General features: G+C 40.9%; 13 protein-coding genes. 3 read left to right on the top strand and 10 right to left on the bottom strand.

The features are described 5' to 3' along the window. Nucleotides 1-18: 18 nt before the first annotated feature. The 8 genes from J2T13_RS03765 to J2T13_RS03730 all read right to left on the bottom strand — a co-directional run bounded on the left by J2T13_RS03765 (nucleotide 19) and on the right by J2T13_RS03730 (nucleotide 10731). The gene (locus tag J2T13_RS03765) at nucleotides 19-411 is read right to left on the bottom strand and encodes a CopG family transcriptional regulator (RefSeq protein WP_429368913.1); all 393 of its coding nucleotides are present in this window, start codon (nucleotides 409-411) and stop codon (nucleotides 19-21) included. A 285-nt stretch (nucleotides 412-696) separates the two neighbouring features. Continuing rightward, entirely contained in the window at nucleotides 697-2106 is a 1410-nt protein-coding gene (locus J2T13_RS03760) for a deoxyguanosinetriphosphate triphosphohydrolase family protein (protein ID WP_429368465.1), read from the bottom strand. Nucleotides 2107-2261: 155 nt separating this feature from the next. Then, nucleotides 2262-3440: an anti-sigma factor gene (locus tag J2T13_RS03755; protein WP_429368463.1), complete on the bottom strand. Its 1179-nt coding sequence runs from the start codon at nucleotides 3438-3440 to the stop codon at nucleotides 2262-2264. Beyond that, nucleotides 3433-3942 carry a sigma-70 family RNA polymerase sigma factor gene (locus tag J2T13_RS03750; protein WP_429368461.1) on the bottom strand — a complete coding sequence of 170 codons (510 nt, stop codon included), beginning with the start codon at nucleotides 3940-3942 and terminating at the stop codon, nucleotides 3433-3435. Before J2T13_RS03750 ends, J2T13_RS03755 begins: the two co-directional genes overlap by 8 nt. Nucleotides 3943-4160: 218 nt before the next feature. After that, nucleotides 4161-7532, bottom strand: coding sequence for a DUF5704 domain-containing protein (locus J2T13_RS03745; RefSeq protein WP_429368459.1), 3372 nt, complete (start codon nucleotides 7530-7532; stop codon nucleotides 4161-4163). A 29-nt stretch (nucleotides 7533-7561) separates the two neighbouring features. Continuing rightward, nucleotides 7562-8755 carry an S-layer homology domain-containing protein gene (locus J2T13_RS03740; protein ID WP_429368456.1) on the bottom strand — a complete coding sequence of 398 codons (1194 nt, stop codon included), beginning with the start codon at nucleotides 8753-8755 and terminating at the stop codon, nucleotides 7562-7564. A gap of 322 nt (nucleotides 8756-9077) precedes the next feature. Then, entirely contained in the window at nucleotides 9078-10229 is a 1152-nt protein-coding gene (locus J2T13_RS03735; protein ID WP_429368454.1) for a transglutaminase domain-containing protein, read from the bottom strand. 52 nt (nucleotides 10230-10281) lie between these two features. After that, nucleotides 10282-10731: a hypothetical protein gene (locus tag J2T13_RS03730; RefSeq protein WP_429368453.1), complete on the bottom strand. Its 450-nt coding sequence runs from the start codon at nucleotides 10729-10731 to the stop codon at nucleotides 10282-10284. 206 nt (nucleotides 10732-10937) lie between these two features. Between J2T13_RS03730 and J2T13_RS03725 the strand changes: the two genes are divergently transcribed. Both J2T13_RS03725 and J2T13_RS03720 read left to right on the top strand, forming a co-directional pair. Beyond that, on the top strand, nucleotides 10938-12110 hold the full coding sequence (locus J2T13_RS03725; protein WP_429368451.1) for an MFS transporter: 1173 nt from the start codon (nucleotides 10938-10940) through the stop codon (nucleotides 12108-12110). 433 nt (nucleotides 12111-12543) lie between these two features. Beyond that, on the top strand, nucleotides 12544-12882 hold the full coding sequence (locus J2T13_RS03720; RefSeq protein WP_429368449.1) for a toprim domain-containing protein: 339 nt from the start codon (nucleotides 12544-12546) through the stop codon (nucleotides 12880-12882). Nucleotides 12883-12952: 70 nt separating this feature from the next. On the opposite strand, the gene J2T13_RS03715 is transcribed toward J2T13_RS03720, so the two are convergent. Further along, entirely contained in the window at nucleotides 12953-13561 is a 609-nt protein-coding gene (locus J2T13_RS03715) for an SCO family protein (protein WP_429368447.1), read from the bottom strand. 43 nt (nucleotides 13562-13604) lie between these two features. Beyond that, nucleotides 13605-14540: a heme o synthase gene (gene cyoE, locus J2T13_RS03710; protein WP_429368445.1), complete on the bottom strand. Its 936-nt coding sequence runs from the start codon at nucleotides 14538-14540 to the stop codon at nucleotides 13605-13607. Nucleotides 14541-14752: 212 nt separating this feature from the next. Between cyoE and J2T13_RS03705 the strand changes: the two genes are divergently transcribed. Then, nucleotides 14753-15739 carry a metal-dependent hydrolase gene (locus J2T13_RS03705; protein ID WP_429368443.1) on the top strand — a complete coding sequence of 329 codons (987 nt, stop codon included), beginning with the start codon at nucleotides 14753-14755 and terminating at the stop codon, nucleotides 15737-15739. Nucleotides 15740-15771 lie beyond the last annotated feature (32 nt).

Here is a 15771-nt window from a genome sequence, read left to right as displayed (position 1 = left end):
GCTAAGTTCCTCTTCTCCTTAGGACTGATCGCGCAATAGTTGCAAGAAATTCTTGATGTCTGGTCGCGCTTTAATAATGCCGAATACTTTGACGCTTTGAATCGTTTCCTCTACTAATTCCAATGGCACATCTTCAGCAATAATTAGTGTACCTATTAACCGAATATCAACCATCCTTTTGCCATCCCTAAATCCTTCCAATTCATGACGATCAAACTTGGCGACACCAATCACGGTATACTTATCGGTCGTCAGTTGCTTTATTTCTGTTGAATGGACCAAGATCTGCTGACGGATAGACTGCCGAATGAAATCCGTACGGTTGGAATAAAACCCTTGTTCTACGAGTAGATCAATTTTGCCCAAGTCCACAGCACCTAAGTTAATTGTAATTTTCTCCGATTCAGATATGATGATTCACCTCCTGTATTTTTTATATCAAATAAACAAAATCATCTGTGTACCATCCACATGGATGTTATCATAGCATTATATTGATAATATTTCCATGATAAATAAAAAGATCTTGAAAACCAGTTCACTTAGATTAGAATAATCGGTATTTCAAGGTAGATATAAAAATCCACCTAGCTAATCATTTCAGCTAGGTGGATTTAACAGCATCAAGTTTCTCTCCTCTTCATCTGGAAGAGTTATATTGTTAGAGCACGATCCATAATCTCTTTTTTCTAATTGCTAATCAATATCGTAAATTGAACCCACTTTAAGCCCGTACAGCTCATTGTATATTTTCTCTGCAAAAGCATCCGTCATTCCTGCGATGTAATCGATCACCATATGCTCCCACGTCCAGATTGGATTGGGTTGACGCTGATCTCGCTCATAACGCTCAAGCCAGTCTGTTGGAATAATGGACTTAGACATTTCCGGATCTAAGAAGGCTTTCCATAGACGCTTGATGATCCATTCGCTTCTTCTTTGCAAACGTTGTACACGAAGATCTTTAATCATCGTAACCCACGCGAAACTTTTCAACACGCTCACCGTTCTCAGCATATCTTCATTCTCTGCATTATCTTTGACGAACGTAACTTTCTTCCAATTATCATCCGTTATCACGCCTAAATTACTAACAAATAAACTGACCCAATAGGCTTTAACTTCTCGTCTTGTCCGCGAATAATCATGATCACATATTAACATCTTCTCTTTCCATACTTGTAAAAAGGAAGATAATACTTCTTCTACTTTGGGTTGAATTTGTTCTTCTGTCCATCCATCCCAGAAAGCATCCTCCAGCGTAGTAATCTTCTCTACGATTAATCGGTTAATGTTAGGATCAAACAGAAAATGCTCGTGCACTTCTATTTTGCCTGCCTTAATGCCGTCCTCTAGATCATGTGAGGAATAAGCAATGTCATCACATAGATCCATTAATTGAGCTTCCAATGTCTTCTTACGATCTGGAATGTTCCAACTTTTGCGTATTTGCGAAATATAAGCCCATTCATTCTGATAAAGTCCCTTCTTGTTTATTGTTCCAGGAAAGGGATACTTGTTAATACCCAGAAGCACCGCATCAGATAAATTTAAACCATCTATATTTTCTCTCTTTTCGAGAAACATAATCAGCCGAAAATTGTGCGCATTCCCTTCGAAATGTTCATATTCACTCCTAAGCCCGCTCCGAACTTTCATGAGATACTCTGGCGATGCATGTCGACCTTTAGTAGCAGCCTTAAGCTTCTCGTCAATGAGATGTTCAAGAATATCGTCTAGTACCTCTTCTCCTTTATGACCAAAAGGGGGATGCCCGAAGTCATGCGCAATCGATGCACACTCCACCACTTCAGGATCAATGACAAGTCCCGGATTATCAGCTTTCTCTAGAGTTACCTCAGGATAAGAGCGCAGTAAGCTCTTAGATGCTTCACGAGCAATCTGTGCTACTTCAAGCGAATGCGTTAACCTCGTCCGATAATAATCCCCAGTCCCCGCACCAAATACCTGTGACTTACCTTGAAGTCGGCGAAACGTAGGAGAATGTATGAGCCTTGAATAATCCCGCTCATAGGTGGCACGAGAAGCATCAAGCTTCGTTTGTTCAGGATGTTGCCGATGTTCTCTTTTTTCTTTTAGCGTCATAGTCATTCTCTCCTAACTGCATATCCGAAATGATCTGCATCTCTTTATGATTATGCTCTATTATAATCGAAACGAGTATAAAACGCCTACTATACGCTTCGATGTTAGAGTTGCACAATAACAAAAAGAGCATAGCCAAAGCCATGCTCCTCTACTCACTCGACGTTCCAGTCCCACAAAGTAACTTTACCTATACGTATGTTGGATACGAGTGGATCATCCTTTAGCTTCAACAATTCTTTCGTAGGTCCAGTGACTACAGCACCGTATAATCGCACACCATGCTCTTCAATATAAGATACAGAACCATCGATATCATAAAAAGGTGCCAATCGCTTCGTAATCGATGGGTATTGCTGAATTAACCTTAATGTCTTCAGGAAGTTTACATCTCGTAGATCACCGTCCCCATAAGTATCGACAGATGGATAACTCCCTGTCTGTGACACTACCGCATTGCCCCACCATCGCTTACTCGTCGTCTGTTGGGTAACCGTCATATCATCTGAATGCCAAACAGGTTCGCTTGGAAATCCAAGTGGTTCTGTAATGATTCCACTTTCATCATATGTTTTATTGTTATCCCCGTTATCTACAGCGAACCATACCGCCTCCATATTCTTGTTCTTGAACTGCGCCAACAACTCATCTGTTGTGAGATACTTATTGTAAGACACGTACGCCTCAGCCACCGTTCCCTCAGGTAACATCTTCAGACGTTTCCAGTCGGCATCACTATCGAAACCCTCCGATTCAGGAAAATGAAACAGTGCATTACTATATTGTCCCTGCTCACTCCACGCAAAGTCATATATCCGTAAAAAGTTTAGAAAGAATGATCCTGAGAATTCCCCCACCGTAAGCCTAGCCGCACCTACTTGCTTCCTGACCTCACCAGTAAATTTCAATCCGAGATACGGACCTGCACTGCTACTTAAATTCACTTCAATATTAGGCTGGGTAAGCTTTACTACGGAGCTAACAATATCCCTATACCTTTCCCCTCGATCAGGCTCACCCCATTGATAAAACAACATAGTACCGATGGATGTAACCACCGTAAATACCAGGAACATACTGATCACAGTAGACGCAGAGCTGAATCGGGCCTTCCATTTACCTTTCCGTAAAATCTTTGCTTCATTTAAACGAGGGGAATCTTCATTCCATCGCGGATGTATAATGTCAACCTCTTCCCCTTCTTGCATCATTTCTTCCATATAAGATTGGTAGATCTCCATCTTTTCCAGTTCCTTCTCCATCTCGCTGCGATCTTCTTCTGGTAGCGTCCCGTCCATATACCGTTTCATTTTTTTCTTAAATCCCTCACTCACGTTCATCGCCCCTTTCACGGTTCCGTCTCAATCCTTGTCTAGCCCGAAACAGCAATATTTTAAAGTGCGATAAGGTAACGCCCATTATATTGGCTGCTTCCTGATAACTGAAGTGGTTCATATCATAAAGTAGTAGAGCTTGTTGCTGTAAATCAGGTAAGGCTGAGATCCATTCTCTAACCTCTTCCATAGTTTCATTACGCAGCACCTGTGCTTCTGGACGTGAAGCAGGTGGGTCTGCTAATCCATGGAAAAATTCATGATCCCGCACCATGCTGCGTTTCTCTTTTCGCTTCATATCAATAAAAGCGTTGTAAGCAACTCTGAACAACCATGGTTTTACACTTTCTTCTTTATAATTCTCCAAATGTATGTAGGCACGATAAAAGGTTTCCTGTACTAAATCCTCTGCTGTAGCATCATCTCTACAAAGCAAGCGCATGTAGCGATAAACATCCATCATATATTTTCTATATACTTCATCTAATGTGCTGGGTTTCATAATCTCTCCCCTCACCCTTATCAACGTATAACAGATAGAAAAGTTACAAGTCATTCTTGCTTATCTTATAACGGTTAATAAAGAGGAGCCTTATTTCCAATCTGATTTATCCAGGTCAAAAAATAAAACTTCCCGCAGCTTAAAAAGTCATAAATAACTCAAAACAACCACGAACACACTTTGTAGTGTCCGTGGTTGTTTTTTTCATATTCCTAATCTTAATGAGTAACCTGCGATCTAAAGTCATCACGACTTGAAAGATTCGCATGATAGAATATCACGTCCCCGTCCATGAGCGAGAACTGTTGTTTCTTCGGGTCTGTATAAGTTCTGCTGAATCCTTCCATCTGCCACTGATTCATGAGAGGCGCATGGATATATTGGAGATGCGGATGGATCACATCCCCGTTCTGTAGCGTCTCTATGTCGAAATTCACGATCATATATCCTTGTTTCATAAATATGGGCGCATGATCGTCTAAGGTATGCGTTCGGCCGTATTCGGCTACATTTGTCCCCTTCTTAACCGCATAGATGTCTGCTGGAATACTGTACTCCCCATACCAGTGTTGAATGGAAGCATTAGCGCGTTCTAGATCAACACTACTGGGTAAGTTGTACTTCGGTCCCATCAACGTGCGGACCGCACTGGGTAATGTCAAATCGTTATAGCGGCCTACCCATGTTTTTTGCTGGCTCAGATTCTCGATATATTTCTTAGTAAACTGCTCTAACGTTCCTACTTTTCGAGCTAACTCTTCATGATTGTAGAGATAAGCTGCCGTATCCTTCAGCTCCTCTTCCGCTACATTTCGTAACCGATCATTGAGGATCACATATCGCCGTTCTGTATCTTGTGCGGAACCGAGCTTAATCATCGTCTTCGAACCACTGTTATAATATAGGTCTACTGCTTGTCTACTTTTTCCATCCTTGCTTACATAATAGAAACTTGGTGTGATCGCTATCCCATCTTGCGCGCGGAACATATTGCCCTTCGTTTTGAAATCGAATTTGAAATGGTACCCTGTCTTGACCGCCACGTTCGTGTAGCTCGGACTCGGATGTTTACCTTGTGCTACCGGAAGTACATACGGCGCAGCATTGCCACGAGGGGCCCCATCGATCGACTTATCCCCTACCCAGTAAGAGTACCCGCTTGGTGTACTGCTTCCCTTCTTCGTACGAAATACCGTTTCCCAGTTATAATCCGCGATATCCGTCACATGAAAATCATAAAGTCGTCCAATCACTTCTACGGATACCGTATCTGTAGCTACATGGTTAACAAGATCTCGGTTCGCATCGGGTTCGGTATCTAGCTTAACCGGTGAATTCTCAGCGATTGTTCTGAAATACACTGTATAATCTCCTTCATCTACCCACACAGGGAGTAAAAAACTTGTATCTAACTGATGAATCGGCACATCGATCCAGGTGTTCTTCGGGATGAATTGTGTCCCTCCTGCTTGATAGACGTCAAATGGAAAATAGACCTGCTTGGTCATTATGTATTTCGCGTAATCTCGGTTACCATACCCTGGATAGGGAACATGCTGCCCGGCGGTAGGTATTCTTACGGTGAAGGGCCTATCTAGAATAAAAGCTGCTCGATTTGCATTGGGTGTCGTCTTCTGGTTATGTTCCTTATCATCTGTAACGGAGGAATAGTTGACAACCGGTGTATGCACCGTCACCGTATTGATATGGGATATAGCGTAATTCTTACCACTACTTCCCCCAACATGACCGTCAAGGAGATCATAGAAAATCGTACCTGAACTTGGTGTATTGGCTTTGTTGATAAGCGTTTTACTAATGAGTTGGTTATCCATGTATAACACTCTGTTACCGATCATAGGAGACTCAGGAATTTTTCCTGGCGTAGGGGCTTTTTTAATAACCTTGTCATCTTTCATGATGATTTGCCCATTAAAATACACCTTATCATTCTGAACCTCGGCATCCTGAGTTTGAGATTCGGCCATTCCGAGTAACAAACCTGAATGATCATCTGGAGAAGGTCTAGAATATCCTCCATCTTGTATTGGTGGAGTGAATGAAATAGTTCCTGTTTCCTTTGGATATACGTGATCTCCTACAGGATCAATCTGCTTCGTTTCCAATGTTGGCGGTACATATCCCGTTGGATTTAACGTCACCGTACCACTAGGTAGCGCGTAGTTGCTCATGGTCGACTTGTTGAGCGTATGGACTTCTAAATTTTTGATCGTCCAGTAGTCATAATCGCGTGTGAAACTGAATGAATAGTTTATATTCTCTGAATCCGACATTTCTATAGGAGGCTGTGGTTGCGGTATACCGTCAGCCCCTATGATAGGATCTTGTGGTATTCTCCAAGTCAGTACATAGGTTAAATCTACACTACAATCATATTTGATCTTCCCGACTTGATTTCCGAATGTGTGTTGAAACAAATAATTTAACCCTAATGTATTCGCGTATAGATAGTCTGAGGTAGGTATCCCTTGTCCCACATCGAAGTTATGGGGCGAATTACTAGCATCATCCCCTTTAATCACACCTGTTGCCCTCGGGTCCATAGCGATGGTCTGTGGTGCAGCTACTTGTCTTGGGGGCTGGATTGTCCACGTACAGCTTCCTGTCCCTGCGGGTGGTGGAATAATAATTTCACCGTCATCATCTTTAACATACACGTCGTACTCATCTGGATAGCGATACGTAAAGGTCTTAATGTCATATCTGTAAAAAGCAAAGTAGTACATCATGGCTGCACCCGGTGTTCCCAAATTAACTCTTTCACCTTCATGACCATGATCTTGTGTGAATTCAATTTCTGCTTTATCAAGATTTAATACTTTCATACCTTTAATAAGTGTGGTTGGGTCTGTTTTTCCGGAAATCCCTGTGGGAGTCACTACTTCACCACTATCAGATTTAGAAACATTAATACCATTTTGAAAAGGATTGGCTGCTGTTAATGTATCAGTACTATCGTCGATATATTTTGTAGCAAACTGCCCATAATCGATGGACCCCACACTCTCATAAGGATTTTCACGTGTGTAAGAAACGACCTGTGTAATAAATCGTCCGGGCCACATATCCCTCAAAAATCCATTTGAGGTATCACTACCTGGTGTCGTAATAGCCCCAATAGTGTAGTTATCACCATCACCAGGTTTCCAGTGTACATCTCGACTTCCGCGTTCCCATGAAAACCATGATCCATTTTTTTGATTATTAATTGATTTTACAGGTACTCCTTCTCCATTCAAAGTGGTTTTATTTGTATACTTTTGTGAGTTTACAATTATAGGCTGCTGATATGAAACTCCATCTTTTTTCAAGACAATTTTCGTTATAATTTTTCCTGAACCTGCATCTAAGCTAAATGGTTTCGATTCTAACATTTTTTCTTTGTAGAATACAGAATGATGCGATTTTTTAAGATTATCTGAATTAGCATTGTAGATAATATCTGCTGTTTTCCACAACGTCTCACCAGCCGCAGCTTCAATGGATTCAATAAGTAGTGACTGTAAGCTGAAACTAATTAAACAAGTCATTAAAAAAATCTTTGTGGAATTCCTAGATTTATAAATCATATCATTACTCCTTATTAGAATAATCCATTCTATTGAGGTCCTGAAACTTTTAAGACATCTTGGTGCATAAAATTGTGGCTTGAAAACGACGGAACTCTAAGTTCAATTCTTAAATCCGTACCTTGCTTCCATCCTTTTTTTGGAACAATAAACATTGATAAGTCTAATGCCTTATTTTCGAAAACCCTAGCAACCATGTTTAATTGTTTTCCAGCATAAAAGAGATCCTCATTTGGTGAATTTAATCCAGTGAAGTCAAACGGTACATAAGACTTGTCAAAATATTTATCAGGAGCCTTATTGTACAGAACTTTTGTTTTAAAATATAAAATATAACTATCCATAAATTTACTTACTGCTATCCCCTTTTGCATACTCTGAGCTTCATTTTCCCATTTCAATTTAGATATAGCAGGAATCTGCTTCAAGTTCGGATCTTTCGGATCTTCAAGGTCAATCGCTATTAATTCTATAAGCTGCCCTTTCCAAAGACTATCTTTCGAAGTAATTGTCATCTTTTCTTCATTCCAAAGTTCCTCTACATTCTCCGTCTTTCTTGAATCTACGAAGAATTCTGGCATGACCGTGAAAATATTAGTTCCATGCCAAGCAAGTTCTGCACTGGAAACTGCATACTTATCGACGGCCAATGTTTCGCCTTTGTTCACTTTCAAGATACGCTCTATAATCGTTACAGATTGCGCCCGAGTCGTCTTCTCATTCAATCCCAGTTGTCCTGCACCTAGACCCGTGATAAGGCCCCTTTTCGTAGCAAGATACATCCATTTATCTTCTTCTGTTTCAAGTTTACCTGTAGCACGTACCGCGACTTTGGCCATTTCTGCACGTGTCATCGCTTTATTCCACTCTGATTCCTGGTTATTAAAATCGCTAGCTAGATATAATTTTCTCTCCTGAGCCACTTTCACATAATCCTCATACCATTTCCCTGTTCCCTTTTCTACGGAAATCCCCAAAGCTGTCACCGACATTTTCACAAATTCAGCTCTTGTCACTTCTTGATTAGGTTTAAATAACCCTCCAGGATAACCATCGACATAACCCTTCTCTACAGCCGCTCTAATGGTACTTTCCGCCCAAAACCCAGCTTTGATATCATTGAAACTGCTAACCGAAGCCGCCACTGAGACATTCGTTATAAAGCCTGTCATTCCAGAAAAAGCGATGCTCCCTACCATTAATAATTTGATAAATACTTTCACTTTCATCACGCTCCTATATTGGGATTTTAGATTTAAAAATATTCCTTCTACCACCTCCTCAATAAGATAAAAGTACTAAACTATACCCTCACACAAACTACTAATATCTGTAAAAAGATGATTTCACAGTCATTTTATCATACCTCAGAACTATAATGGTATAATATCCCTTTATAGTTAATTTCATTGAACTATCTATCACACCTCTCAACCTGTCACATCTCTCAACAAACAAAAAAAGACGAATTTCCTCAAAGGAAATCCGTCTTGTACTTCAAGAAGGGTAATTCTCGTTCATCGATCTTTATATTCAAAAAAAGTGCTATAGTACCTGCTCCTTAATATGCGTCTCAGCAAACTTCGGAGAGTTAAACCACTGCCCACTTTGGGCCCACGTGGAATCTAACGGGATCCACTTATTCTCACTACTTAAATATACTTCATTCCAGGCATGAGGTCCATAACCACCTTGCCCATTATAACCTAAGCCAGTAACTACTTTAACCTCTAGCCCTTGTGATCTGGCCATGACAGCATATAGTCTAGCGTAATCAATACAGACGCCACGCCTAGTATCGAATGTATTCCGAGGTGTTTGCTCATGCCAAATTCCCTTTTGTTCATAATCATCGACTTTATCGTAATCGTATTCTATTCTACTGCCCACCCAATCATAGAGGAGACGAGCTTTATCTTCTTCAGATTCTCCCTGTTTCACAATTTCTGCAGCCGCTTGCTCAACGTCAGCAGGAATATTGTGATCAATCATGTCGTATTTACGCTGTAGTATTCCTCCAAGTTCCTTCTCTACAGCTTTAGTGAACACAGGAAGCTTATCTTTGATTATATTACCAGATAACGGTTCAAGAATAGACTTTGCGCTATCCTTATATATGGAAGATGCCTCTACATATTGACTAAAACTACTTGAAGGATACAATGTAACGTAAATAAAAAGAATAGTTACAACAACAATGCAACGTGCTGCGCCGATCAAAGTACCAATCCCAGCACCTACAATACGACTCACTACGTTAGCGGGCTTACCTCTACCTGTAGCAAATATGGCGAAACGTTTCCCAAACAGTAAGCCCAGTAGTATATGCAGTAAAAACCGAATAACACTATATCCAATGATAAACAACACGCCGAATCTCATAAGTGGAAAATCAGCCATTGAAGTTACAAATGTATAATACAGCTGTTCCCAGCCCTTAAGATCTCGATTGGGCAACCTACTACCATAGTCTGCTAACCACTCTTGAACCTGTGAAGATAACCACAACGTGCAAGGAATGGATAAGGCAAGCGCGATTAAAGTAAGCAACCCATCCCGAAATAGCGATAGAAATCTTCCTGCAGAATTAGAAGCTCCTCTACGCCAACCTTGAAATAACGAAACTAAGATAATGAGAAATAATAGTATCGTTACCAAGTTAAACTCTTGAATACTTTCCACCCAAGAGTACAGCATTAAGACGACCCCCTATGAATGATTGTAGGGATGGAGAACATTTCTATCATTTCTATTTACCCACTGTATTGCTCTTTTTCGCTTCTGTGATAAAAGTCTTGATCGTATCTGTTACTTGCCATTCCCCCAGATTAACACCTTTAAACGTAACTTGTACCTGCTCTTTACCCACTTGACCCTCTAAAAGTAAATTCGGGGTCGTCACAGTGAACATGCCGTCACTACTCGTTGTATATGTGGCATCCTGGGCTTCCTTTAACATCGCATTCATAGCTTCCTTCTTCACGGTGTCGACAGTCGCATCCTTCATCGTAGTTACACTAGTACTAATCTGATCAAGAGAAATACCGCTGTACACAAGAAGTGCAGCCACAACAATAATAACAAGTGCCCATTTGACCATCGTTTTCACAAGATTGAGAACGACAAACAATATAACTAGGGCGATGATGATGACCAACCAGTTTTGCTTCAGGAAATCAGTCCATATCTGTACATCCATTAACATAACACCCCCATCCACTTTGCTTACCCATGCCCATGATCCTCATTTCTTTGCAGAATCATACTCGCTAATTATACATGATTGACAGTTATCCTGTCAGCCTAACCCTATCTGAACAAAAATAGGTATAAGTTGTCCTGTTCTAACGTACAAGTAGATAGATTGAATAATACCCAGCTTCTTTTGCTGAAAGGAGTATCTCCATGAAAACTGCACTATGGCTTTACTTTTTTTTGTTCCTAGCCTTTTTTGATCTCCATGCCCAATATCCAATACTTACTCCATTCGCTGTATCCCTTGGAGCAGCTCCTGTATTCATCGGCTGGATGATGGGCATCTATGCATTGACTCATATTCCAGGCAATCTAATCGCAGGTTCGGTTATAGATCGACATGGAAGCCGTCGCTACATCATCTTTAGTCTCGTATCCGCAGGTGCTATCCTGCTTCTTCAAGCCCATGTAGAGTTCCCTTGGCAACTCATTGTGCTCCGCTCACTCAGTGGTTTTGTACTTGCCTTTTTGTCCCCAGCCTGTCTGGCTCTACTTGCATCCTTATCACAAGATTCGGTACAACAAGGAAAGTACATGTCCGGACACGGTGTAATCCATACCCTTGCATCTGTAATCTCACCTGCCGCTGGAGCGTTTATTGTAGCTAATGTCGGATTCTCAACTACCTTTCAGAGCCTCGGTTGGTTACTCATCGGCACTGGAATCATGGCTATATTCTTTGTCCCTTCTGCCCAATCTCTGCCGATCCCTTCTCGAAAATTGTCACAAACCGGTGAGAACAACACCACTCCAGTCCCCGTCATTCCTTGGCGTTACTTTGTACTACCCTTCGTTATTTCCTGTGCTCAAGGTATCCTATTCTTTGAGCTTCCGCTTCGGAATACGGGTATATCTGGGATGATGTCGACGGGAATTCTCTTTTCAGTCATTAGCATTGGGGCTCTCTTTACTTTATGCTTACTCTTCCTGAACCGATATTCGCCTTTTAAACGAGTCGTTGCAGGCGTTCTACTTATGGCCCTTTGTTTCTTTTGCCTAGCTGCTGTTCATCGTATTCCATTAATGGTTACTTTGTTTATTCTAGGTTCCGCCAAAGGAATTATATTCCCAGCTATGGCCTCTCTATTTATTAAACTAAGTGGAGGATTTAGATTAGGCAGAGTTTTCTCGTTACAATCGATTGCCATGTCCCTTGGCTCCTTTATCGGACCCGTAGCTGCTGGACAATTTAGAGACGATATTTCTCCTTACTTTATCGGATTCTTACTGTTAATGCTGGGATTGATGCTGCTCCCTGCCTATCGTAAATCTAACACCCTTCCTTATCCATCCGTCTTACATAGCAAGCCTGACTTAATCTAGGATCTAACCCATTATTCTCTGTATAGGCTGTTACACAATCATTTAGCCCTACCCCACATAGGATACAGTGTGGCAAACAACCACAGAAGAAAGTGGGGTGAAACATAATGAGTCAATTTCACCAAGCATGCTGTCCACCGGTAACGCAGACTGCTCCTGTAGCTGTAGCTCCACCTGTATGTCCGTCAGTACTAGGAGCCTCCACAGGTATGATTTTGGTACTTTTCATCTTACTGGTTATTATTCTACGTACGTTCTGCTTCTAAAGCATCCATATCTTCACTAATAACGCGGTCCCGCCCCAAAGGGCGGACCGATGTTTTTGCATGCTTAACGTAAAAAGAGCTACACTAGAAGTACTCGGATGTTACATATCTACATTTTCCGGGGAATTTGGAGGAAATCACTCCTCGTAGTCAGAGAGGTAAACGTCATGTGTATCTATATTATAGTCGAAGGAAAGAACGACCGTAGTAAACTCCGCCCTTTACTCCAACCTGAGATAAACATTGTGTGTACCTTTGGAACTCTGAATTCAGACAAACTTGAAGCCTTACTAGAACAAATCAACGATCATGAAGTATATTTATTTATGGATAATGATAGTTCCGGCAAAAAAATAAGGGGCATACTCAGAGATGCTTTTCCCAATGCTACGCAAATCTACACAAGCCGGGGATACGCTGGAGTAGAGGGAACTCCCGAAGAATACTTAATAGCTCAATTAGAAAAAGCTGGACTGCAGGAATTTATTATTTATGGCACTCAATAAAATAATAAACAACCTCTTACCCGTACCTGTAAGAGGTTGTTTATTGATCATTACTTATGATAATGACTGTTTACTTTGCAAGATCCTTAATATCCTTCGCCAGTACATCCACGGTTACATTTTCTGTGTCATTAGCATTATACAGTTTGCGAACTTGGTTATCTCGATCGACTAAGGCAATTAGATTAGCATGGGAATAGTTATCTTTATTATTTCCAAAAATAGCAATCTTAAATGACTTCTCGGCTAAATCCCATGTTTGTTGCTTATCTCCTCTAAGGAAATACCACCCGTTATAATCTACATTAAACTTATCACCGAACTTTTTCATTTCTTCCACTGTATCTACTTCAGGATCAAATGAAATGGAGACGAATTCAACTTCTTTACCAAATGAACCATCCTCAATCAGCTTATCCTGTAGTTGAGAGAGCATGAATGTCGTGACAGGGCATACATCGGGGCAGCTAGTGAAGAAAAAGTAAACTAATCTTACTTTGCCCTTAGTATCATCGAGTGTAACCGTGCTTCCATCAATATTTTCTAAAGAGAAATCCTGTACTTCTGCAATAATGGGTAATTTCTCTTTACCCAAGTCTAAAGACTGAACTAGTAAATATCCAGCCATTATGACCAAGATTGATAACAGAACCCAAGTCCATTTGTAACGTTTTATCATTTGAATTAGAAACTCCCCTCAGCAAATGCCCCGTCTAAGCGTTTTAATGTGATGTATTAAGAATCAAGACAATCAGACTTACTGTCAAATAGTTGATGGAGAAGAAGAACATGGTCTTAGCCCATGCATCGGTATCTTTCGCTTTGAATCCTGTAAATGAAAGATACAACCATATGAGAGATAACGCTAATGATATAATCATGTAAAAGATACCTGCGTATCCATAAGTGTACATTAAGATAGGTACAGGTATTAAAGCTATAATGTAAGGAATCATTTGAATTTTAGTCCGAGGAATTCCCTTCACAACAGGTAAAAGCGGATATCCCGCTGCCCGGTACTCTTCAACTCGCCGAATTCCGAGTGCCCAGAAGTGAGGCGGCTGCCATATAAACAACAACGCAAATAACAATACGGCTCCCATATCTACCTTACCTGTGACTGCGACATAACCAATGAGCGGCGGGACCGCACCTGAGATTCCACCAACCGATGTACTCCAAGTAGATGTACGCTTCAACCAGAGCGTGTATACTACGACGTAGGCCAACATACCAACGATCCCGAACACGCCCGCAAGCACACCAGAGAAAGTGAATAATATCGCCAGACCTAGAACTCCTAATATTATGGCGTACCATAATACTACCGTTGGTTTCAACTTACCTGTAGGTAGGGCACGTTTTCTAGTTCGCTCCATCTTCAAATCCAGTTCACGGTCAAAATAATTGTTAAAGACGCATGAAGATGCCAGAATAAGAACTATTCCCAAAAGAGTCAGAATCATTTTGCCAAATTGAAACTCCCATTGTGAAGCTACCCAATAGCCAGCAAAAGCAGACATAAAACTTGAGCGAATAATTCCAGGCTTTGTTATATTAATGAAATCTCTCCAGGTTCCTGATTCGCTAGGTGGTTTCTTACTTGTTAAAATCGCTGCGGAATCCGAAGAAGCTTGATAACTTATGTGTTTATCCACGCCTAAAGTTCCTCCTTTTGAATGTATAGTAGAGGAAAAATTGCCTCCGCTATAAAGTTTATCATATTAAAAGTAAAAAGTATTCGACAATCGACCTTAATTAATTTCATTATTCCGACAATTTGATGATATTTGTTCACTTGACATACCAATAAAATGATTCAAAATTGGGTAATTACTATAGTAAGACTAAAATTAAAGGAGAGATCGCAATGGATACTGGCACACATTTAGTCATGGGAATCTCGCTTGCAGGCCTAGCCCATATCGATCCTGCCGTGGCGGCAAGTCCTTCACTCGCCATAGCTGTTACAATCGCCACCGTATTAGGTTCACAGGCTCCAGACTCAGATAGCGTATTACGCTTAAAGAATAACGCTGTGTATATACGTAACCACAGGGGGATTACGCACTCGCTCCCTTTTTTACTCATATGGACCTTACTTATCACAGGCGTACTTTCGCTTTTTTTTCGTGATGTCTCTATAGGTCACTTAGCGCTTTGGACTGGCATAGCCGTATGTGTTCATGTATTTAGTGATCTATTTAATACCTATGGTACTCAAGCCATGCGCCCATTTACAGAAAAATGGATCTCGTGGAATATCATTCATATTTTTGATCCCTTCATCTTTGGTACACACCTAACGGCTATCTTGTTATGGGTGCTTGGCATGTTACCTCCGGCTCCACTATTCTCTATTCTTTACAGTATAACTGCCGTTTACTACATTTGGAGATCTCTCGTCCATTTCTCAAAAACAAACGAAGTAGCCCGTCTTGATACTGAGAATAAACAAGGAGACATCTACTACCTCATTCCAACCATCTCACTTCACCATTGGCATGTCGTCAAATCGCACATTGATGGTAGCTATAATATGGGGACCTTTAATTATCATCAACTCGAGTGGAAGGATTATACGATATCTTCCAAGCATCCAGCGGTTGAATATTCCAAAAACCATTCAGATGTAAAATCGTTCCTCTACTTCTCTTCATTTGCTGTAGCTGATGTAGAAGTTACATCGACTGGGTACATCGTACGTTGGGCAGATGTTCGTTATCGTCACCGGACTCAATATCCTTTTGTGGCTGTAGTCGTAATGGATAAACAGTTCAAAACTACAGGCTCCTATATCGGCTGGCTTAGCCAAGATAAAATGAATGAACGGCTATTCACTGACTATTCTTCTTGACATTAACAAGTAAAATGCGTCTAATATAAGAA

The organism is Paenibacillus sp. DS2015 (genome assembly GCF_050433705.1).
Classification (GTDB): domain Bacteria; phylum Bacillota; class Bacilli; order Paenibacillales; family Paenibacillaceae; genus Paenibacillus_AQ.
This window is presented reverse-complemented; position numbering and strand designations above follow the sequence as displayed.

Bases quoted from the DNA above. Each gene is read 5' to 3' on its own strand.
- J2T13_RS03730 (WP_429368453.1), bottom strand. From the start codon at position 10,731: ATGGATGTACAGATATGGACTGATTTCCTGAAGCAAAACTGGTTGGTC.
- J2T13_RS03720 (WP_429368449.1), top strand. From the start codon at position 12,544: ATGTGTATCTATATTATAGTCGAAGGAAAGAACGACCGTAGTAAACTC.
- J2T13_RS03735 (WP_429368454.1), bottom strand. From the start codon at position 10,229: ATGCTGTACTCTTGGGTGGAAAGTATTCAAGAGTTTAACTTGGTAACG.
- J2T13_RS03715 (WP_429368447.1), bottom strand. From the start codon at position 13,561: ATGATAAAACGTTACAAATGGACTTGGGTTCTGTTATCAATCTTGGTC.
- J2T13_RS03725 (WP_429368451.1), top strand. From the start codon at position 10,938: ATGAAAACTGCACTATGGCTTTACTTTTTTTTGTTCCTAGCCTTTTTT.
- J2T13_RS03705 (WP_429368443.1), top strand. From the start codon at position 14,753: ATGGATACTGGCACACATTTAGTCATGGGAATCTCGCTTGCAGGCCTA.
- J2T13_RS03760 (WP_429368465.1), bottom strand. From the start codon at position 2,106: ATGACGCTAAAAGAAAAAAGAGAACATCGGCAACATCCTGAACAAACG.
- J2T13_RS03745 (WP_429368459.1), bottom strand. From the start codon at position 7,532: ATGATTTATAAATCTAGGAATTCCACAAAGATTTTTTTAATGACTTGT.
- J2T13_RS03750 (WP_429368461.1), bottom strand. From the start codon at position 3,942: ATGAAACCCAGCACATTAGATGAAGTATATAGAAAATATATGATGGAT.